Here is an 18,712-nt window from a genome sequence, read left to right on the forward strand (position 1 = left end):
AAACACACGGCCGCCCGAAGGCGGCCGCGCGAAACACCGTGGACGACCGGCTTACTTGCTGTAGTCGTACACCCCACGCCCGGTCTTGCGCCCGAGCCTGCCTGCCGACACCATCTCGCGCAGCAGCGGGCACGCACGATACTTCGGGTCACCGAAGTCCTTCAGGAACACGTCCATCACCGCGAGGCACACGTCGAGGCCCACGAGGTCGGCCAGCGCGAGCGGCCCGATCGGGTGGTTCGCGCCGAGCTTCATCCCCGCGTCGATTTCCTCGGCCGACGCGATGCCTTCAGCCAGCACGAAGAACGCCTCGTTGATCATCGGCACCAGGATCCGGTTCACGACGAAGCCCGGCGAGTTGCGCACGCCGATCGGCGACTTGTCGAAACGCTCGGTCAGCGCGCGCACGGCCGACGCGGTCGCGTCGCTCGTCTGCAGCCCGCGGATGATCTCGACGAGCGGCATCAGCGGCACCGGGTTGAAGAAGTGCATGCCGAGAAAACGCGACGGATCGGCGAGCGGCGCGGCGAGCGCCGTGATCGAGATCGACGACGTGTTGGTCGCGATGATCGCGTCCGGGCGCGCGACGGCCTCGATCTGCTTCAGGATGCGGCCCTTCAGCTCGACGTTCTCGGTCGCGGCTTCGATCACGATGTCGACCGCGGCAAGCTTCGCGTAATCGGTCGACGTCGTGATGCGCGCGAGCGCCGCATCGCGGGCGTCGGCCGCGAGCTTGTCCTTCGACACGAGCCGCTCGAGGCTGCCCTTCAACGTCGCGAGGCCCTTGTCGAGCGCGGCGTCGCTGACGTCGATCATCACGACGTTCAGTCCTGCAACGGCGGCGGTTTGCGCAATGCCGTTACCCATGGTTCCGGCGCCCACGACGCCGACGGTTTCGATGGCCATGACGATTCCTGTGTATTCGGAGGCTGAGCGGTCGATTATCAGATGTTCTCGAAGATCGCGGCAATCCCCTGGCCGCCGCCGATACACATCGTCACGAGCGCGTAACGCCCGCCGATGCGCTTCAGCTCGTACAGCGCCTTCACCGTGATCAGCGCGCCGGTCGCGCCGATCGGGTGACCGAGCGAGATGCCGGAGCCGTTCGGGTTGACCTTGGCCGGATCGAGGCCGAGCTCCTGCGTGACCGCGCACGCCTGCGCGGCGAACGCTTCGTTCGCTTCGATCACGTCGAGATCGGTGATCTTCAGGCCCGCGCGTTCGAGCGCCTTCTGCGTGGCCGGCACCGGGCCGATGCCCATGTACGCCGGATCGACGCCCGCATGCGCATACGCGACGAGGCGCGCGAGCGGCTTCACGCCCTGCGCGCGTGCGGTGTCCGCGCTCATCATCAGCACGGCGGCGGCCGCATCGTTGATGCCCGATGCGTTGCCGGCCGTCACGGTGCCGTTCTCCTTCGCGAACACCGGCTTCAGCTTCGAGAAGTCGTCCGGGCCCGCGTCGTGCCGCACGTGCTCGTCGGTGTCGAACGCGACTTCGCCCTTCTTCGTGCGGATCGAGATCGGCAGGATCTGGTCCTTGAAGCGGCCTTCGGCGATCGCGCGCGCCGCGCGACGATGCGATTCGAGCGCCAGCGCATCCTGCGCGTCACGCGAGATGTCGTATTTCTTCGCGACGTTCTCGGCCGTCACGCCCATGTGGATCGTCTGGAACGGGTCGTGCAGCGCGCCGAGCATCATGTCGACGAGCTTCGCGTCACCCATGCGCTGGCCGAAGCGCGCGGCCGGCACCGTGTACGGCGCGCGGCTCATGCTCTCCGAGCCGCCGCCGATCGCGATGTCGGCATCGCCGAGCATGATCGTCTGCGCGGCCGACACGATCGCCTGCAGACCCGAGCCGCACAGGCGGTTCACGGTCAGCGCCGGCGTGTGCTGCGCGACGCCGCCGTTGATCGCCGCGACGCGTGCGAGATACATGTCCTTCGGCTCGGTGTTCACGACGTGGCCGAACACGACGTGCCCGACCGCATCGCCCGGCACGTTCGCGCGCGACAGCACTTCGGCGACCACCTTCGCGCCGAGGTCGGTCGGCGAGAAATCCTTCAGGCTGCCGCCGAAATCACCGATCGCGGTACGGACACCGCTCACCACCACGACTTCCTTCGCTGCATTGCTCATCGTCTCACTCCGGTTCGTTCGCGCCCGCGGGCGCGGGGATGCGTTGCGTTACATGTTCGGGTAGTTCGGCCCGCCGCCGCCTTCGGGCGTGACCCACACGATGTTCTGCGTCGGATCCTTGATGTCGCACGTCTTGCAGTGCACGCAGTTCTGCGCGTTGATCACGAGCCGATCGCCGCCGTCGTCGTTCTTCACGAACTCGTACACGGCCGCGGGGCAGAAGCGCGCCTCCGGCCCCGCGTACGTGCGCAGGTTCACGTTCACCGGCACGCTCGCATCCTTCAGCGTCAGGTGCGCCGGCTGGTTCTCCTCGTGGTTCGTGTTCGAGATGAACACCGACGACAGCCGGTCGAACGTCAGCTTGCCGTCCGGCTTCGGATACGCGATCGGCTCGCACTGCGACGCCGGCTTCAGCATCTCGTGGTCCGCGTGCTGGTGATGCAGCGTCCACGGCACGTTGCCGCCCATCACCTTCTGCTCGAGCCCGACCATCAGCGTGCCCAGGTACAGGCCCTTCGCCATCCACTGCTTGAAGTTGCGCGCGCGGTACAGCTCCGTGTACAGCCACGATTGCTTGAACGCATCGGGGTACGCGTTCAGCTCGTCCGACTGACGGCCGGCCTGCACCGCGTCGAATGCGGCGTCGGCCGCCAGCATGCCCGTCTTGATCGCCGCGTGGCTGCCCTTGATCCGCGACGCGTTCAGGAAGCCCGCATCGTCGCCGATCAGCGCGCCGCCGGGGAACACCGTCTTCGGCAGCGACAGCAGGCCGCCGGCCGTGATCGCCCGCGCGCCGTACGACACGCGCTTGCCACCTTCCAGGAACGCGCGGATCGACGGGTGCGTCTTGTAGCGCTGGAATTCCTCGAACGGCGACAGGTACGGGTTCGTGTAGCCCAGGCCCACCACGAAGCCGACCACGACCTGGTTGTTGTCCATGTGATACAGGAACGAGCCGCCGTACGTGTCGGACTTCAGCGGCCAGCCGGCCGTGTGGATCACGAGGCCCGGCTTGTGCTTCGCGGGATCGATTTCCCACAGTTCCTTGATGCCGATCCCGTACGCCTGCGGATCGGCGTTCGCGTCGAGCTTGAACGTCGAGATCAGCTGACGGCCGAGGTGGCCGCGGCAGCCTTCGGCAAACAGCGTGTACTTCGCGTGCAATTCCATGCCGAGCTGGAAGTTCTCGGTCGGCTCGCCGTCCTTGCCCACTCCCATGTTGCCGGTGGCGACGCCCTTCACCGAGCCGTCGTCGTTATAGAGAATCTCTGCAGCCGGGAAGCCGGGGAAGATCTCGACGCCCAGCGCCTCGGCCTGCTGGCCGAGCCAGCGCGTGACGTTGCCCAGCGAAATCACGTAGTTGCCGTGATTCTTGAAGTTGTCCGGCAGCGCCCAGTTCGGCGTCGTGACGGCGCTCTTCTCGGACAGGAACAGGAAGCGGTCTTCGCTCACCTCGACGTCGAGTGGCGCACCGCGTTCCTTCCAGTCGGGAAACAGCTCGGTGATCGCGCGCGGGTCCATCACCGCGCCCGACAGGATGTGCGCGCCGATCTCGGAACCCTTCTCGAGCACGCACACGCCGATCTCGGTGCCTTTCTCGGCGGCCAGCTGCTTGAGCCGGATCGCGGCAGACAGCCCGGCGGGGCCGCCGCCGACGATCACGACGTCGTATTCCATCGATTCGCGCGGGCCGTATTGCGCGAGCAAGTCCTGTGTGGTCAAAATCCTGTCTCCTGCTGCGTCCCGACCGTCAGCGGTCAGAACTGGTCTTCCGTCAACGCGAGCACGCTCTCGTTGCCCTTCGCGCCGACGATCGACGCTTCGAGCGCACTCGCCTGCACGAGCACGTGCTCCGCATAGCATTGCGCGATCGCGATCTTCGCGTCGAAGAACGCGACGTCGCTCGCGCGGTTCGCGTGCGCAGCCAGCAGTGCGCGCGCCATCTGCCAGCCACACAGCACGACGCCCGCGAGCTTCAGGTACGGCACGCTGCCCGCGAACACCGCGTTCGGGTCCTGTTTCGCGTTCGCCAGCACGTAGTCGACCACCGCCGACAACGCGCGCGCCCCCTTCTCCAGTTGCGCCTTCATCGATGCGGCCGCCGCGCCGTCGAGCTTGCCGAGCGCCGCGACCGTGTCGCCGATCTCGGCGATCAGCGCCTTCGCGACCGCGCCGCCGTCGCGCAGCGTCTTGCGGCCGACGAGGTCGTTCGCCTGGATCGCGGTCGTGCCTTCGTAGATCGCGAGGATCCGCGCGTCGCGGTAGTACTGCGCGGCGCCGGTTTCCTCGATGAAGCCCATCCCGCCGTGCACCTGCACGCCGAGGCTCGCCACGTCGTTCACCATCTCGGTGCTCCAGCCCTTCACGACCGGCACCAGATATTCGTAGATCGCCTGATGACGCGCGCGCGTCGCCTCGTCCGAATGGCGGTGCGCCATGTCGCTGTGCGCGGCGGCCACGTAGGCGAGCGCGCGCGCGCCTTCGGTCAGCGCACGCATCGTGCCGAGCATCCGGCGCACGTCCGGGTGATGGATGATCGTCACCGACTGCTTCGCCGAGCCGTCCACCGGGCGGCTCTGCACGCGTTCCTTCGCGAATGCGGCGGCCTTCTGGTACGCGCGGTCGGCCACGCCGATCCCCTGCATCCCGACGCCGAAGCGCGCCGCGTTCATCATGATGAACATGTATTCGAGGCCGCGATTCTCTTCGCCGACCAGGTAACCGATCGCGCCGCCGTGATCGCCGTATTGCAGCACCGCGGTCGGGCTCGCCTTGATCCCGAGCTTGTGCTCGATCGACACGCAGTGCACGTCGTTGCGCGCGCCGAGCGAACCGTCTTCGTTGACCATGAACTTCGGCACGATGAACAGCGAGATGCCCTTCACGCCTTCCGGTGCGTTCGGCGTGCGCGCCAGCACCAGGTGGACGATGTTGTCCGCCATGTCGTGCTCGCCCCACGTGATGAAGATCTTCGTGCCGAACACCTTGTACGTGCCGTCGCCCTGCGGCTCCGCGCGCGAGCGCACCAGCGCGAGATCCGACCCGGCTTGCGGCTCGGTCAGGTTCATCGTGCCGGTCCATTCGCCGGAGATCAGCTTCGGCACGTAGCGCTGCTTCTGCTCGTCGGTGCCGGCCGTCAGCAGCGCCTCGATCGCGCCGTCGGTGAGCAGCGGACACAACGCGAACGACAGGTTCGATGCGTTCAGCATCTCGATGCACGGCGTCGCGATCAGCTTCGGCAGGCCCTGGCCGTCGTATTCGGCCGGATGCTGCAGCCCCTGCCAGCCGCCCTCGACGAACTGACGGAACGCTGCGCCGAAGCCCGGCGTCGCGGTCACGACGCCATCCTTCCAGCTGCTCGGGTTGCGGTCGCCTTCGACGTTCAGCGGCGCCAGCACCTCGCCGCAGAATTTCGCGGATTCGTCGAGCACGGCCTGCGCCGTGTCGACACCCGCATCCTCGAAGCCCGGCAACTGCGCGACGGCGTCGATGCCTGCGAGTTCCTTCAGCACGAACAGCATGTCCTTGACGGGGGCGTTATAGCTCATGGTCGATGTTCCATTCAGGCGGTGAATAGGGGCGCCACGGGGGCCGGTACGGCAAAACCGGCCAGTGCCGGGCGACGCGATGGGCCATCCTAACGCCGGGGATCCCGATTCCCATTGTCATATCCGGCCCACATGGTGACAAAACCGGCCACGTCGCACGCCGCACGCGGCCCTTGCGCGCGGCGGTGAAGCCCGCCGGGCGGGCGTCGGCGCCCGATCCGTCCGTCTCGACAATGGCGGCAACGCGCGCCAAAAAACGGCCCGTTGCACGCGCGGCTCCCCGGCTCGAAGCGGCAAAGGGAGCCGGTTATGGGAGTGTCCTCTGAAAAACCGGCCATGAATACCGCCAAGGAGCCGGTTATGGGATGCGATCCGTGAACCCGTGAAACCGCGAATCAGCGACACCCGGCCCCACTCCGGCGTCACGCGCGGCGCCGATACGTCCCCGGCGTACTGCCCGTCCAGTGCCGGAACGCGCGATGAAACGCGCTCGGATCGTCGAAGCCGATATCGGCGCCGATCGCCGCGATCGTGTCGGGCGTATCGGTCAGCCGCTGGATCGCGACATCGCGCCGCAGCTCGTCCTTCAGCACCTGGAACGTCGTCCCTTCGGCGGCCAGATGGCGGCTCAGCGTGCGCACCGAGCAATGCAGGTGCTCGGCCGCCTGATCGATCACGGGCAGATCCGGCAGCGCCGCCGACAGGTATTGCCGCACGCGATGGCACACGAGCTGTTCGCTGAACGATTCGAAGATCCAGTCGCCGGGCGCGCGCGCGAGGAACTTGCGCAGGTTGCGTTTGCTCTGCCGGATCGGCGCGTCGAGGTAATCGGCGCTGAAGCGCATCAGCGTGCGCGCGCAGTCGAACTGCACGGCCCCGGTGAAGAAGTACAGGTGATCGACCGCATGGCGCGGCCGCGGGCACGCGAACTCGATCTGCAGCAGCGGAATTTTCTGCCCGATCAGCCAGGAGCACACGCCGTGCACGAGCTTGAGCATCAGCTCCTGGCCGAGCGCGCCGATCGGTCCGATGGCGTCGTTCGGACGCAGCAGCACCTGCGCGACGAGCTCGTCGCGCTTCGATTCGACAAAGAAATCGTCGAGCAGGATATGGAAGAATTGCCCGAAACGATGCAGCGCCGTTTCGAGGTTGCGCGCATCGAGCAGGCTCAGGCACAGGTACTTCAGCGTGCCGCCGCGCAACGGGCGCGAGAAGATGCCGGGCATCTCGTCGTCGAGGTCGATCGCGAGCGTGCGGTACAGCGTCGAGAACTGCTCCTCCGTCACCCGCGCATGCGGCTCGCCGAGCAGCTCGATCGGAATGCCGGCGCCGCGCAGGTAGCGCTCGACCACGTCGCGCTGCACGCCCGCGCTCGCGAGAAAACCGTTGACGAGCGAGATCGGCACCGTCGCGCTCGGCGACGGCAGCGCACGCCCGGGCTGGGCGGAAAGTGAATCTGAGCCGGTCATCGCGTCCCCGTCGATCGAACCGACCGCATTGTACTTGAGCGGCCCGCGCGCCACCTTCGGGGCTTTCCACGCACACCGCGCCGCGCAGCCGCGGCCGCGCGGCGGGTCGCGGCGCCGTCATCAGTCGGTGCGGCTGAGTTCCCGGCGCAGGATCTTGCCGACCGTCGACTTCGGCAGCCGGTCGACGAAGCGCACGAGCTTCGGCACCTTGTACGCGGCCAGGCTCGCGCGGCAATGCGCGACGAGATGCGCTTCGGTCACGTCGGCGTCCGGCGCCAGCACCACGAACAGCTTGACGGCCTCGCCCGTACGCGGGTCCGGCACGCCGATGCACGCGCATTCGGCGACGCCCGGCAGCGCGGTCGCGACCGCCTCCACCTCGTTCGGATACACGTTGAAGCCGGACACGATGATCATGTCCTTCTTGCGGTCGACGATCCGCAGGAAGCCGGCCGCGTCGAACACGCCGACATCGCCGGTGCGGAAATAGCCGTCCGCGGTGAACGCGGCCGCATTCGCGTCCGGCTTCTGCCAGTAGCCGCTCATCACCTGCGGCCCCTTCACGCAGATCTCGCCCGCTTCGCCGATCGCCACCTCGCGATCCTGGTCGTCGAGCAGCTTCACGTCGGTTGACGGCAGCGGCAGGCCCGTGGTGCCCGTGAACCGGTCGATCGACTGCGGGTTGAACGACACGACCGGCGACGTTTCCGACAGCCCGTAGCCTTCGCGGATGAAATTACCCGTCACCGCCTTCCAGCGCGACGAGATCACGTCGATCACCGCCGCGCCGCCGCCGGCCGACAGCTTCAGCCGCGACCAGTCGACCTCCTTCAGCCGCGGATGGCCGGCAAGCCCCGCGTACAGCGTGTTCACGCCGACGAACACGGTCGGCCGCGCGGCCTTCAGCACGTCGACGAACCCGTCCATGTCGCGCGGGTTCGCGACGAGCCAGTTCTGCGCGCCGATCGCGAAGTAGGACAGGAAGTTCACCGTCAGCGCGAAGATGTGATAGAGCGGGATCGCCGTGACGATGACCTCTTCGCCCGGCTGGCGCGCATCCGGCACGATCGCCGCGAACTGCGCGACGTTCGCGACGAGGTTGCGATGCGACAGCGCCGCGCCCTTCGACAGGCCGGTCGTGCCGCCCGTGTATTGCAGCAGCAACAGGTCCGCGCCGCTTTGCGCAACCGGCTCGCACGCGAGCGATTCGCCGGCGGCGATGGCGTGCGCGAGCGCGGTCGAACCGGGCGGCAGCGCGTCGCACGCGCCGGCCGGCGCATCGACGACGCCGAGATCGTCGCGCCCCACGCTCAGCACGGTGCGCACGCGCGTGCCGCCGACCACGTCCGCGAACGTGCCCATCGACCCGCCGCAGACGATCGCCACCTCGACCCCCGCGTCGTTGAGCTGATGCTCGAGCTCGCGCGCGGTGTAGTGCGGATTCACGTTGACCTGGACCGCGCCGATCTTCGCGACGGCGACGAACACGACCGGAAACGCGAGCACGTTGGGCAGCATCACGGCCACGCGATCGCCCTTGCGCACGCCGACGACCTGCTGCAGATACGCGGCCAGCGCGCTCGACAGGCGCTCGACATCGGCATAGGTGAGCGTGCGGCCGAACGCATGGAACGCCGGACGGTCGGCGAAGCGGCGCATCGCGTCGTCCAGCAGCGCGCTGACGGAGGGATGGCGGTCGGCGTCGATCTCGGCGGGGATCGGGCCATACGACCCGGTCCAGTGTCTGTTCGTCATGTCTCACTCCTCTGGGGACGGCACGCCAGCCTGCGTGCCGTTCGCACGGCGGCCTGCACGCCGGAAGGACGCGGGCCGCCGCCTGATCGGCGACTATCGCGCGCACGACGCGCTTTGCAAATGATCCGGGCGGCCGAAAACATGATCGAAACGGACAGGCGAGGCGCGTGCCTGCGCAACATCGCACGGCGAACGCCTGTCCGCCCGGGCAGCTCCGTCGGCGCCTCAGGGTGAACCCGGTGGCGAATGGGACCGTTCCCGAGCAGAATTGCGTGCCGTCAACGATATCGATTCGGACGCAGGATCCCCGTCATGCCGCGCAGTGCGCTCTCGAAACCTCCCCATGCCCAGCCTACCGGGCTGCCGGACGCCGCCGCCGCCCACGCGTTGCGCGAGCAGCGCTTCACGCCGGCCAAGCTTGCCGTGCTCGTCGACGTGGCCGCGCAAGCCGGCCTCGACCCGGCGACGGTGCTCGCCGGCACCGGCCTCGCGCCGGCCGACGTCGCGGACCCGTTCACGCTCACGTCGCCGCTGCAGTTCCTGACGGCCGCGCGCAATGCGGTCGGCCGGTACGACGGCACCGACCTCGGCGTACGCGTCGGCCGCCTGCTGCGCGCGTCGAGCTACGGCATGTACGGCTACGCGATGCTGTGCTCGGAATCGCTCGCGCGCGCGTTCGATTCGGCCGTCAAATATCACCGGCTCGCGAACGGCATGCTGCCGATCCGCTGGGTCGAACAGGGCGATACCGCATCGTGGCTGTTTCCGGACCGCCACGAAGTCGCGCTGCCCGATCTCGATGAGCCGCTGTACCGTTTCCTGATCGACATGCAGTTCGCGCTGCACGTGACGATCATCAAGGACGTGATGGGTGCGTGGTGCGTGCCCGCGCGCGCGCAGTTCGCGCAGCCGCGGCCGCCGCACGGGGCGCTGCTGACCGACGCGCTCGAATGCCCGATCGCGTTCGACCAGCCGCATCACGTGCTCAGCTATCCGGCGGCATGGCTCGCGCGCGCGCCGCAGCTCGCGAATCCGATCACGGCCGCGCAGGTGTCGTCGCACTGCGCGCAATTGCTCGACGCATTACGCAGCCAGTCGGGCATTACGCGACGCGTGTACGAGGAGCTCACCCGCACGCCGGGACAATTCCCGGACATCGACGCGATCGCCGAGAGCCTGTGCATGACGTCGCGCACGCTGCGCCGCAAGCTCGAAGCCGAAGGCACGTCGTACAGCGAACTGCTGACGAGCGTGCGCAAGGCGCTCGCGATCGACTATCTCGGCACGACCACGCTCAGCACCGAGGATATCGCGCTGACGCTGGGCTTCAGCGATGCAGTGGGATTCCGCCACGCGTTCAAGCGCTGGACCGGCACGACGCCGAGCGACGTGCGGCGCAAGCGCGGCAAGTAGCGCCTGCCGAGCGCGGTCAGCGCGTACCGTCGCCCGCCGCCGGCGACGCGACCGCCAGCGCGAACTCGAACACCGCACCGCGCCCTTCCCGGTCGACGAGCCGGATGCCGCTGCCGTTGAGCGCCAGCATCCGGTGCACGATCAGCAGGCCCAGCCCGCCGCTCGTCGCGGTGCCGCCGCTCATCGGCCGCTGCGGCCGCTGGAACAGCCCTTCGCGCCGTGCGGCCGGAATCCCTTCCCCGGTATCCGACACGGTCACGATCACGCGATCGCCGTGCGTCTCCAGCGCGATCTCGACCTCGCCGTGCGAAGGCGTGTGCCGCAGCGCGTTGTCGAGCAGGTTGGTCAGCACGCGCTCGATCATCCCGAGATCGGCCGATACGACCGGCACGCGCGGCGGAATCCGCGCATGCAGCGCGACGCCGCGCGATTGCGCGGCCAGCTCGAATTTCTGGAACACGTCCTGCACGAGATCGACGAGCGAGAACGGCTCGCGCTCGGCCTGCACGCCGCCCGATTCGAGCCGCGCGAGTTCGAACAGCGCCTGCGCGAGCCGCCCGACCTTCGCGCTCTGCGCGAGCGCGATCGACAGGTAGCGCCGCCGCTCGGGCTCGGGCAGCGTGTCGGCCTTCAGCGACAGCGTCTCCAGATAGCCGTGCAGCGACGTCAGCGGCGTGCGCAGGTCGTGCGAGATGTTCGTGATCAGTTCGCGCCGCTGCTGGTCCTGACGCGTCAGCGCGCGCCACTGGTCGCCGATCCGGTCGGCCATTTGCGCGAACGCGGATTCGAGCACCGCGATGTCGTCGCCGCGGCGGCCCGGCGGCAAGTGCAGCACCGGCGGCGGCGTGTCGGGCGTGTTGAGCGTGTCGGCCCCACCCGGCGCGCGGGGCGCACCGTTCGCGTCGAAGTCGCGCATCGCGGCCGTCAGCCGGCGCAGCGGGCGCGTGATGAAGCCGAATGCGACGAGGCCCGCGAGCAGGCCGAGCAGCGCGACGATCGCCATCGACCACAGCGTCGTGCGCAGCACGTTGCCGGCGTCGACGCGCGCGGCGAGCCGGTCATGCGCCTCGCCGAGCAGCACCACGTAGATGTAGCCGGACGGCGGCTGCCCCGCGCGCTGCAGCGGCGCGGCGCTGAACACCTTGCGCGCGTCCGGGCTGCGCGGATCGTCGCCGAGGATCGGCAGCGGCTCGCCCGCGATGAAGCGCTGCACGGGCGCGAGATCGACGCGGTCGCGCTTCACGTGGCCGGGCGGCGCGTCGTCGCCCTTGATGCGCCCCGCGTTGTCGAGCAGGTACACCTCGACGCTCGGGTTCACGCCCATCAACTGGCCGAACAGCGTGCGCACGGCGTCGGGGCGCAGCCCGTTCGCGTCCATCAGCGGCGCACTGTTGGCGATGTTGGCGGCCAGGTCGCGCGACAGCGCCTGCACGACTTCCTTCTCGCGCATGTCGTTCGCGCGGATCTGCAGCCACGCCGACGCGCCCGAGCACGCGAGCAGCAGGATCGAGAACACGAGCGACAGCCGCCGGGTGAGCGTGAGCTTCATCATGCGTCCCGCTGGCCCGGCGCGGCGAGCTTGTAGCCGCGCCCCCACACGGTGAGGATCCGCACGGGCTCGGCCGGATCGGCCTCGATCTTCGCGCGCAGGCGGTTGATGTGGGTGTTGACCGTGTGTTCGTAGCCTTCGTGCTGGTAGCCCCACACGGCGTTCAGCAGATCCATCCGCGAGAACACCTTGCCCGGGTGCCGCGCGAAGAAATACAGCAGGTCGAATTCGCGCGGCGTGAGGTCGATGCGTGCGCCGTCGACGCTCGCCTCGCGCGCGATCGGGTCGATCGCGAGCCCCGCGACGTCGAGCGTGCCCGCGTCGATCCGCGAATCGCGCGCGAGCGCATCGACGCGCCGCAGCAGCGCCTTCACGCGCGCGACGAGTTCGAGCACCGAGAACGGCTTCGCGAGGTAGTCGTCGGCGCCGAGTTCGAGGCCGAGGATCCGGTGCACCTCGCTCGACCGCGCGCTCGTGATGATGATCGGCGTATAGCGCGTCATCGCCCGCGCGCGCCGGCAGATCTCGAGGCCGTCGACGCCCGGCAGCATCAGGTCGAGGATCAGCGCGTCCCAGTTGCCCTGTTCGAGCAGGCGCAGCCCTTCGGCGCCGTCCGCGCTGTGCACGACCTCGTAGCGCTCGTCGCGCAGGTGCAGGCTCAGCACGTCGGCGATGTCGGCGTCGTCCTCGACGATCAGGATGCGTTTCGGTTGGTCCATGGCGGTGGGCGGCGGCACGTAGGAGCGGGGCTCAATAACGGTGATCGGCGGGCGATCGGCCCGGATCGAAGCGCGGCGGGAGGCCGCGCTGCCGTCATTGTGCAAAATTTTGCGGCGGCGAGGGATCACATTTCGTTTAAGTTTGGATCGTGCGCGTGATGTGAGCCCCTATCCGCGAGGCTTCCCGCTCCGGCCCCTCAAACTCGATTCCACGCCCCCCCGCAATAGACACGAAAAAAGTGCGTGAGATGCCCCGTGCCGCCCTTTCCCTCGGCGCGGCGCGCGGCCGGCATCCGTGCGGCCGCCGCTGCAAGAACGAGCGCGGCGCCGAATGCCAGCCTGACCGAGCCGCTATCGGTCGATGATCGAAAAGGCGACCTCCGTCAGCCGGCCGCCCTGCCCCGCGTTACGCCGCGGCCGCTTCGGCCCAGGGCGGCCGGAAATCCAGACCGAGATGCTGGCTGATCGCCGCATCGAGCCGCTCGACCGCGTCCCGCTCGATCCGCGTGATGCCCGGATGCCAGATATCGACCAGCAGGCAAACCCGCGGCTCGTCGCTGTCGTTCCAGCTCTCATGTTCGAACGTATCGTCGAAAATGATCGCGCGCCGGTCCGGCCACTCGCGCGTCTCGTCGCCGACGCGCAGTCGCGAGCCATGCGGCACGATCAGCGGAAGCTGGCAGGTCAGCTTGAGATTGGTCGTGTCCGAATGCGGCGGAATCCGCGTGCCGCCCTGGATCACCGAAAAGATGAACGCGCCGCTCGGGCTGAGGAAATCCTGCACCTCGCGCATCAGCGCCGCGGTGCGCGGGCAACGGCGGCAATTCTCCTCGACCTCCGGCTCGCCCTTGCGCCTGAAATAGAACGACCCCCAGTCGTTGCGCCGGATCGACTCGAACCGTCCCGCCACCTGTTCTTCGTACGGCAGCAGCATCGACGTGGTGACCTGCGCGAGGAACTCCTCGCGCAGCACGTCGACCGACGCCTCGAGCGTCGACGTGAACGCCTCGAGCTCCGGATAATCGGACGCGTCGTACCACGGCTTCCCGTCGAGCCCCGGGAAATAGAACAGCAGCGGCCGCTGATGTTTCGGCAGCGCGGGCAACGGAACCCGCCCCGTATTGATGTCGACGAACGCGATCACGCGTTCGAGCGCCGCCCTCCCGTACTGCGACACGAGCGCATCCAGCGTGTCGTGAATCGCATTGCTCATCTCCTGTTTCAAAGTCGCTCTCCTTGGCTATCGTGGGGTGACAAACGAAAAAGATTGCCGCTACCGCATGACGCATCGCACCTGCATCGAACCGGCGCGCCCGGCCCTACACGCGCGCCGTCGCCTTTGCTTCTTCCACCGGGTCGGCGGCCCAGCCGCCGATCGTCGCGCCGTATCCGGACGCCGCCGCGACCAGCACGCCGACGCCGCACCACACCGCCTGCACGCCCCACTGGCTGACCAGGTAGCCGAGCAGGACCGACGCGATCATGCTGCCGAGCTGGAACACCAGCGAAAAGAACGAGACGGCGCGCGATCGCAGCGCATCGGGCGTGCGGTGATGCAGCACCGCGTTGACCACCGCGCCGGCGATGCCGAGGCACAGCGCGACCCCGCTCAGCACGATGCCGAACGCGACGACGTGATTCGCCCAGCGCGTCAGCACGAGGCTCACGGCGAGCCCGGCGAACGGCAGCGTCACGGCGAGCGCTGGCCGCGCGGCGCATTGCTTCATCACGCGATACGACACCCAGCCGCCCGCGCCCTTCACGACCAGCATCAGCGTGAGGAACAGGCCGAACGCCCAGGTCGCGCCATGCATCGGCACGAGCGTCTTCAACACGACCGGCCAGTAGCTCTCCAGCACCGACACGACGCCGCCGAGCAGCATGCAGAGCAGGATCAGCGGCCGCACCGCGCCGCCGTGCCACGTGAACCGGACCAGTTCCCGAAGATCGTCGAGGATCCTGCCGGCGGGCACCGCCTCGTGCGGCGCCTGCTCCGCCTCGGCGAAAAACCACGACGTGAGACCCAGCAGCACGACGAACAAGCCGCATGCGAGCGCGAGGCCGATCTTGTACGGGTTGTCGAACAGCCGGCTGCCGATCAGGTCCGGGAGCACGCCGCCGACCAGCGACATGCTCGCCAGCCCGAGCGCGGAAGCCAGCTCCGCGCGGCCGAGAAAATACGGAATCCGCTTCGTTTCGCCGTGCTCGCGCAGCAGGCCGACATACCACGCGTCGACGGTCCCGGAACTCATCGCGCGCGCGATGCCGAAGCTCGCCGCCGCGAGGTACAGCATCGGCTTCTGGCTGAAGCACAGCATCAGCGCGCAGCCGACGCTGTTCATCAGCAGCGATACGCGATAGGTCCGGATGCGGCCCACGCGGTCGGCCATCGCGCCGAACGGCAGCTCCAGCGCGATGGTCGACAGGCTGAACAGCGCCGCGTAAAGCCCGATCTCGAACAGCGTGAAATGGTTGTGCAGCAGGAACAGCGTGACGACCGGCAGCACGAGGCCGAAGGTGCCCCACAACGCCGCCTGCTGCAGGCAGTACCGCAGGTGGACGGTCATCGGCTGTCCTTGTCGCCGGACTCGAGCAGCAGGTACTCGCCGTCTTCCGCGCTGCCGGCGCCGATTTCGGCGAAGCCGCACGCCGCATAGAACGCCAGCGCCGGCGCGTTGGCGCGCAGGCACTTGAGCCGATAGCGGGTGGCCGGCCAGCCCGGCAGCGCGCGCAGCAGCGCGCGGCCGACGCCGCTGCGGTGGTGCGGCCGGGACACGTGCAGGTGGTGGATGAAATGGTCGGGTTCCCAGACCGACACGAAGCCGGCGAGTCGCCCGCTTGCGTCCTCGGCGACCCTCAGCCGCTCGCCTTCCGTCTGGGCGTCGAAGTCGGCCGGCTGGAACGCGCCGGCCGGCACCCAGACGAAGGTCTCGCGGCGCGAGTGCAGGAACAGCTCGCGCAGGGCCGGCGTATCGGCGGCCACTGCGTCACGTACGATGATCTTCATGATTCGCTTCCCTTGCAGCGGACGTGGTTGCCGGGTCGGCGCAGCCCGGCAGGCTCGCCATCACGTCGGCGACGAAGCGTTCGGTGTCCCAGCTGTGGTCCACCGTCGCGCCCAGCCGCGTGATGACCACGCGGCACGACGGCACGATCACCACCAGCTGGTGATTGAAGCCGTCCATCATCACCAGGTCCTCGGGCAGCGACGGAAACCGGCGCGCGCCGCCGGCGCCGGCATTCAGCCAAAGATGCGCACCGAGCCGGCCGTCGTGCCGGGTCGCCTCGGGCGTCGCCATGAAACGCACCCAGTCCTCATCGACGATGCGCGCGCCGCGCCACACGCCGTGCTGCAGGATCAACTGGCCGAGCTTCGACCAGTCCCGCGCCGATGCCAGCATGTAGCTGCTGCCGACCAGCGTGCCCGACGCGTCGGGCTCCATCATCGCGGTGCGGATGCCGAGCGGCTCGAACAGCCGCGCCCGTGCGAACGGCACGATGTCGAGCGGCCGCGGCGAGACCGCGCGCGCGATGATCTTCGCGACCAGCACGCTGCCGCCGCTCTGGTAGTCCACCTCGCGGCCGGGCGCGATCTTCAGCGGCCGGCTCGCGACGAAGCGCGCCATGTCGGTCGACTGGTACAGCATCTTCGTCGTGTCCGAGCCGGGCAGATAGCCTTCCCGGTAGTCCAGCCCGCTCGTCCATTGCAGCAAGTCGCGCAACCGGATCGCCTGGCGCGGGTCGCCGGACGACGCCCAGTCGTCCAGCAGGCGATCCTGCGCGAGCGTCAGTTTGCCGTCGCGGGCCAATACGCCCGCCAGCAATGCGGTGACGGTCTTCGTCATCGACCAGCCGAGCAACGGGGTATCGGCCGTGACGCCCGGCGCGTACCGCTCGCCGACGAGCTTGCCGTCCTGCCGCACGACCACCGCCAGCGTGTTGCGCAGCGATCCGGGCGCCGGCTCCGCCACCGCGCGATCCAGCACGGCGCCCAGCGCCGGCGGCGGATCGGACGGTATGACATCGTCGAGGTTGTCGGCCTCGGCCGACGCGCCCGGCAGCGCGAGGCCATCGCCCTCCACGCGCAACGCGTCGATCGCGTCGGCCGGCGCGATCGTGCAGCCGAGGCCCGGCCGGTACAACGCGACCGTCGAGCGCAGCACGCCGAGCCCTGCGGCCTCGACGGTCTGTCGCGCACGGTCGATCCGGTACGTGACGAAGTCGAACAACGGATTGATCGGCTGCACCTCGCGCGCGAACACGGCGCGCGCATCGCCGTCGCTACCGTCGCTACCGTCGCCGCCGGCGAGCACGCGCGCGCACAGGTAATGCGACGCATAGCCGGTCGCGGCGGGCAGCGCCCAATACAGCAGGCCCACGGCAGCGGCCAGCAACAGCATGACCGTGACGGCGAGAATCTTGACGGCGGTAGCGACACGGGACGGAGGACGATCCGGCATGGGGAGTGTTTTCCTCGTTCGACGATTCGACGAGACGATGCGGGCCGCCCCGCGGCCGCCCGCGCTCAAAGGACGATTTCCTTCTTCAGGTACAGCCGCTCGGACTGGATGTCGCGTGCGTGGCAGCGGGCGATCAGCTTGTCCGATTCGACGATCGGCAGCGAGGTCGGCGCGTATTCGATGCTGGAGATGAACTTGAGCCACGGCTCCGCGCCCATCGCATAGACGAACACCTGGCGCGGCGCGAAGCACTCGACCAGCGGCCACGCGCGCTCGCAGTCGGAGCCGTTCAGGCGGCGGTTCTGGTCGAACTGGCGCCCGAGCGGCTCGTTCAGGAGCGCGCCGTACAGCCAGGACATCGGCGCGCCTTCGCATTCCATGCCGATGAACAGCGTGCCGATCCGGCCGATGCGCTGCGCGATGCGCTGGTACAGCTCCGGCTGGAGATTGTTCGAGTCGGCCGCGAACAGCATGCTCTTGCCGTCCACCTTCAGCGCGAACGCCATCTTCGCCGCGATATGCAGATCGCCGTGCTCGCCGAGGAACGGCAGCGCGACGATCTCGCCGCCCGGCACGGGCACGCTGTCCAGTTCGCCGACCTCGATCACCCGCTCGAACCCGCATGCTTCGAGCGCGAGCCGGATCGACGGATCTTGCAGGAACCCGCCGTGGCTGCGCGGCACGACCAGCGTGCCGATCCGGTGCCGTAGCTGCAGCAGGCTCTCGAGCACGATGTGATCCTGGTGGTTGTGGGTCAGCAGCACGTAATCGATGCGCTCGGGCAGATCCGCGAACGTGAACGGATCGTCGCCCTGGCCGAGCGGATAGCCGACGATCGGATCGGTCAGCAGCGAGAATTTCGCGGTTTCGACCAGCACCGTCGCATGGTTGAAGTAGCGCACCCGCACCGGCGGCCCCGCGCGCGCCGGCGCCGCGGGGGGGCGCGGCGGCGGTGCGTCGGTGAACCAGGTTTCGAGCGCCGTGCGCCGCGCGGCGCCGCCCTCCGCGTGCGCGAGCAGGCGGTCGATCAGGTCCGGCGCGGCGCCCGTGTGGCGGGCCGCGAACAGCTCGTCGTACAGCGCGTCGCGGAACGGCAGGCGAATCTGCACCATGTGCTCGTCCGGAAAGCGCGGCGTGCTCAGCATGAAGCTCCGGTCGTCGCTGGTGGCGAGGAAGCCGTTCACGCTCTGCAGCGCGTCGAGATAGCCGGCGCTGTCGTACAACAGCCGCTCGAACAGCCGGTACGACGCGTGGCCGCGCAGGTCGTAGCCCAGCTCGACGAATCCCTTCAACGGCTCGGGCACCCGCGCATACAGCGGCGACAGCGTATCGCCGCCTCCTTCCCGCTCGAGCAGTTCGTCGAGCTCGCGCAGCGCGTCCGCCAGCGCCAGCAGCGGCGCGGCGCGCGTGCGGGTGTCGCGGATCAGCGCGTCGACCGCCGGCACGAGCTCCCGGCCGCCGTTGAGAAACGGGCCGCCGGCCATCTTCGCGGCGGAACGCCGATGCAGCTCCGGCGCGCGGATGAAGGATTCCATGATGCGCAGATGCACCTGCTTCATCACCAGCGCGCAGGTCGCCGGCTGCAGCAGGAAAGTCCACGCATACCATTGATTGATCAGCGGTTCGAAGACGACGTTGGGTTTCAGGTAGATCTGGGTCAT

At 68.6% G+C, this 18,712-nt stretch carries 13 protein-coding genes and 1 pseudogene; 1 reads left to right on the forward strand and 13 read right to left on the reverse strand.

Features of this window, described 5'->3' with window-relative positions:
* Nucleotides 1–51: 51 nt before the first annotated feature.
* The 6 genes and pseudogenes from JYG37_RS33395 to JYG37_RS33420 form a co-directional block, all read right to left on the reverse strand.
* Complete coding sequence (locus tag JYG37_RS33395; RefSeq protein ID WP_050017772.1) at nucleotides 52–906, reverse strand: 3-hydroxybutyryl-CoA dehydrogenase; 855 nt, start codon at nucleotides 904–906, stop codon at nucleotides 52–54.
* A 38-nt stretch (nucleotides 907–944) separates the two neighbouring features.
* Entirely contained in the window at nucleotides 945–2,138 is a 1,194-nt protein-coding gene (gene bktB / locus JYG37_RS33400; RefSeq protein WP_050017773.1) for a beta-ketothiolase BktB, read from the reverse strand.
* Between the two features lie 48 nt (nucleotides 2,139–2,186).
* Complete coding sequence (locus tag JYG37_RS33405; protein WP_124681709.1) at nucleotides 2,187–3,815, reverse strand: electron transfer flavoprotein-ubiquinone oxidoreductase; 1,629 nt, start codon at nucleotides 3,813–3,815, stop codon at nucleotides 2,187–2,189.
* Between the two features lie 80 nt (nucleotides 3,816–3,895).
* Nucleotides 3,896–5,686, reverse strand: a complete 1,791-nt coding sequence (locus JYG37_RS33410) for an acyl-CoA dehydrogenase (RefSeq protein WP_124631912.1) — start codon at nucleotides 5,684–5,686, stop codon at nucleotides 3,896–3,898.
* Between the two features lie 422 nt (nucleotides 5,687–6,108).
* Nucleotides 6,109–7,229 (reverse strand): annotated as a pseudogene (locus JYG37_RS33415) (AraC family transcriptional regulator).
* A 46-nt stretch (nucleotides 7,230–7,275) separates the two neighbouring features.
* Nucleotides 7,276–8,910 carry an AMP-binding protein gene (locus JYG37_RS33420; protein WP_050016029.1) on the reverse strand — a complete coding sequence of 545 codons (1,635 nt, stop codon included), beginning with the start codon at nucleotides 8,908–8,910 and terminating at the stop codon, nucleotides 7,276–7,278.
* 312 nt (nucleotides 8,911–9,222) lie between these two features.
* Between JYG37_RS33420 and JYG37_RS33425 the strand changes: the two genes are divergently transcribed.
* Nucleotides 9,223–10,323 carry an AraC family transcriptional regulator gene (locus JYG37_RS33425; protein WP_124557484.1) on the forward strand — a complete coding sequence of 367 codons (1,101 nt, stop codon included), beginning with the start codon at nucleotides 9,223–9,225 and terminating at the stop codon, nucleotides 10,321–10,323.
* Nucleotides 10,324–10,339: 16 nt separating this feature from the next.
* On the opposite strand, the gene JYG37_RS33430 is transcribed toward JYG37_RS33425, so the two are convergent.
* The 7 genes from JYG37_RS33430 to JYG37_RS33460 all read right to left on the reverse strand — a co-directional run bounded on the left by JYG37_RS33430 (nucleotide 10,340) and on the right by JYG37_RS33460 (nucleotide 18,712).
* Nucleotides 10,340–11,872 carry a sensor histidine kinase gene (locus JYG37_RS33430; protein WP_124631913.1) on the reverse strand — a complete coding sequence of 511 codons (1,533 nt, stop codon included), beginning with the start codon at nucleotides 11,870–11,872 and terminating at the stop codon, nucleotides 10,340–10,342.
* Entirely contained in the window at nucleotides 11,872–12,591 is a 720-nt protein-coding gene (locus tag JYG37_RS33435) for a response regulator transcription factor (RefSeq protein WP_050016036.1), read from the reverse strand. Before JYG37_RS33435 ends, JYG37_RS33430 begins: the two co-directional genes overlap by 1 nt.
* 406 nt (nucleotides 12,592–12,997) lie before the next feature.
* A complete protein-coding gene (locus JYG37_RS33440; RefSeq protein ID WP_050016037.1) occupies nucleotides 12,998–13,804 on the reverse strand; it encodes an aspartyl/asparaginyl beta-hydroxylase domain-containing protein in 807 nt (268 codons plus the stop codon).
* Between the two features lie 106 nt (nucleotides 13,805–13,910).
* On the reverse strand, nucleotides 13,911–15,158 hold the full coding sequence (locus JYG37_RS33445; RefSeq protein ID WP_050016040.1) for an MFS transporter: 1,248 nt from the start codon (nucleotides 15,156–15,158) through the stop codon (nucleotides 13,911–13,913).
* On the reverse strand, nucleotides 15,155–15,598 hold the full coding sequence (locus JYG37_RS33450; RefSeq protein WP_050016042.1) for a GNAT family N-acetyltransferase: 444 nt from the start codon (nucleotides 15,596–15,598) through the stop codon (nucleotides 15,155–15,157). Before JYG37_RS33450 ends, JYG37_RS33445 begins: the two co-directional genes overlap by 4 nt.
* Nucleotides 15,579–17,051 (reverse strand): serine hydrolase domain-containing protein, encoded by a 1,473-nt coding sequence (locus tag JYG37_RS33455; RefSeq protein WP_124631914.1) that lies wholly within the window; start codon nucleotides 17,049–17,051, stop codon nucleotides 15,579–15,581. The genes JYG37_RS33450 and JYG37_RS33455 overlap by 20 nt, the downstream gene beginning before the upstream one ends.
* 65 nt (nucleotides 17,052–17,116) lie before the next feature.
* Nucleotides 17,117–18,712 carry an MBL fold metallo-hydrolase gene (locus JYG37_RS33460; protein ID WP_249746095.1) on the reverse strand — a complete coding sequence of 532 codons (1,596 nt, stop codon included), beginning with the start codon at nucleotides 18,710–18,712 and terminating at the stop codon, nucleotides 17,117–17,119.

This window comes from Burkholderia sp. LAS2, assembly GCF_018417615.1.
In the GTDB taxonomy this organism is placed as follows: domain Bacteria; phylum Pseudomonadota; class Gammaproteobacteria; order Burkholderiales; family Burkholderiaceae; genus Burkholderia; species Burkholderia sola.

What these genes read in the sequence shown, in the direction of transcription:
- JYG37_RS33445 (WP_050016040.1), bottom strand. Translation starts at nt 15,158, where the DNA reads ATGACCGTCCACCTGCGGTACTGCCTGCAGCAGGCGGCGTTGTGGGGC.
- bktB (WP_050017773.1), bottom strand. Translation starts at nt 2,138, where the DNA reads ATGAGCAATGCAGCGAAGGAAGTCGTGGTGGTGAGCGGTGTCCGTACC.
- JYG37_RS33455 (WP_124631914.1), bottom strand. Translation starts at nt 17,051, where the DNA reads ATGCCGGATCGTCCTCCGTCCCGTGTCGCTACCGCCGTCAAGATTCTC.
- JYG37_RS33395 (WP_050017772.1), bottom strand. Translation starts at nt 906, where the DNA reads ATGGCCATCGAAACCGTCGGCGTCGTGGGCGCCGGAACCATGGGTAAC.
- JYG37_RS33435 (WP_050016036.1), bottom strand. Translation starts at nt 12,591, where the DNA reads ATGGACCAACCGAAACGCATCCTGATCGTCGAGGACGACGCCGACATC.
- JYG37_RS33405 (WP_124681709.1), bottom strand. Translation starts at nt 3,815, where the DNA reads ATGGAATACGACGTCGTGATCGTCGGCGGCGGCCCCGCCGGGCTGTCT.
- JYG37_RS33430 (WP_124631913.1), bottom strand. Translation starts at nt 11,872, where the DNA reads ATGAAGCTCACGCTCACCCGGCGGCTGTCGCTCGTGTTCTCGATCCTG.
- JYG37_RS33420 (WP_050016029.1), bottom strand. Translation starts at nt 8,910, where the DNA reads ATGACGAACAGACACTGGACCGGGTCGTATGGCCCGATCCCCGCCGAG.
- JYG37_RS33410 (WP_124631912.1), bottom strand. Translation starts at nt 5,686, where the DNA reads ATGAGCTATAACGCCCCCGTCAAGGACATGCTGTTCGTGCTGAAGGAA.
- JYG37_RS33425 (WP_124557484.1), top strand. Translation starts at nt 9,223, where the DNA reads ATGCCGCGCAGTGCGCTCTCGAAACCTCCCCATGCCCAGCCTACCGGG.
- JYG37_RS33440 (WP_050016037.1), bottom strand. Translation starts at nt 13,804, where the DNA reads ATGAGCAATGCGATTCACGACACGCTGGATGCGCTCGTGTCGCAGTAC.
- JYG37_RS33460 (WP_249746095.1), bottom strand. Translation starts at nt 18,712, where the DNA reads ATGACCCAGATCTACCTGAAACCCAACGTCGTCTTCGAACCGCTGATC.
- JYG37_RS33450 (WP_050016042.1), bottom strand. Translation starts at nt 15,598, where the DNA reads ATGAAGATCATCGTACGTGACGCAGTGGCCGCCGATACGCCGGCCCTG.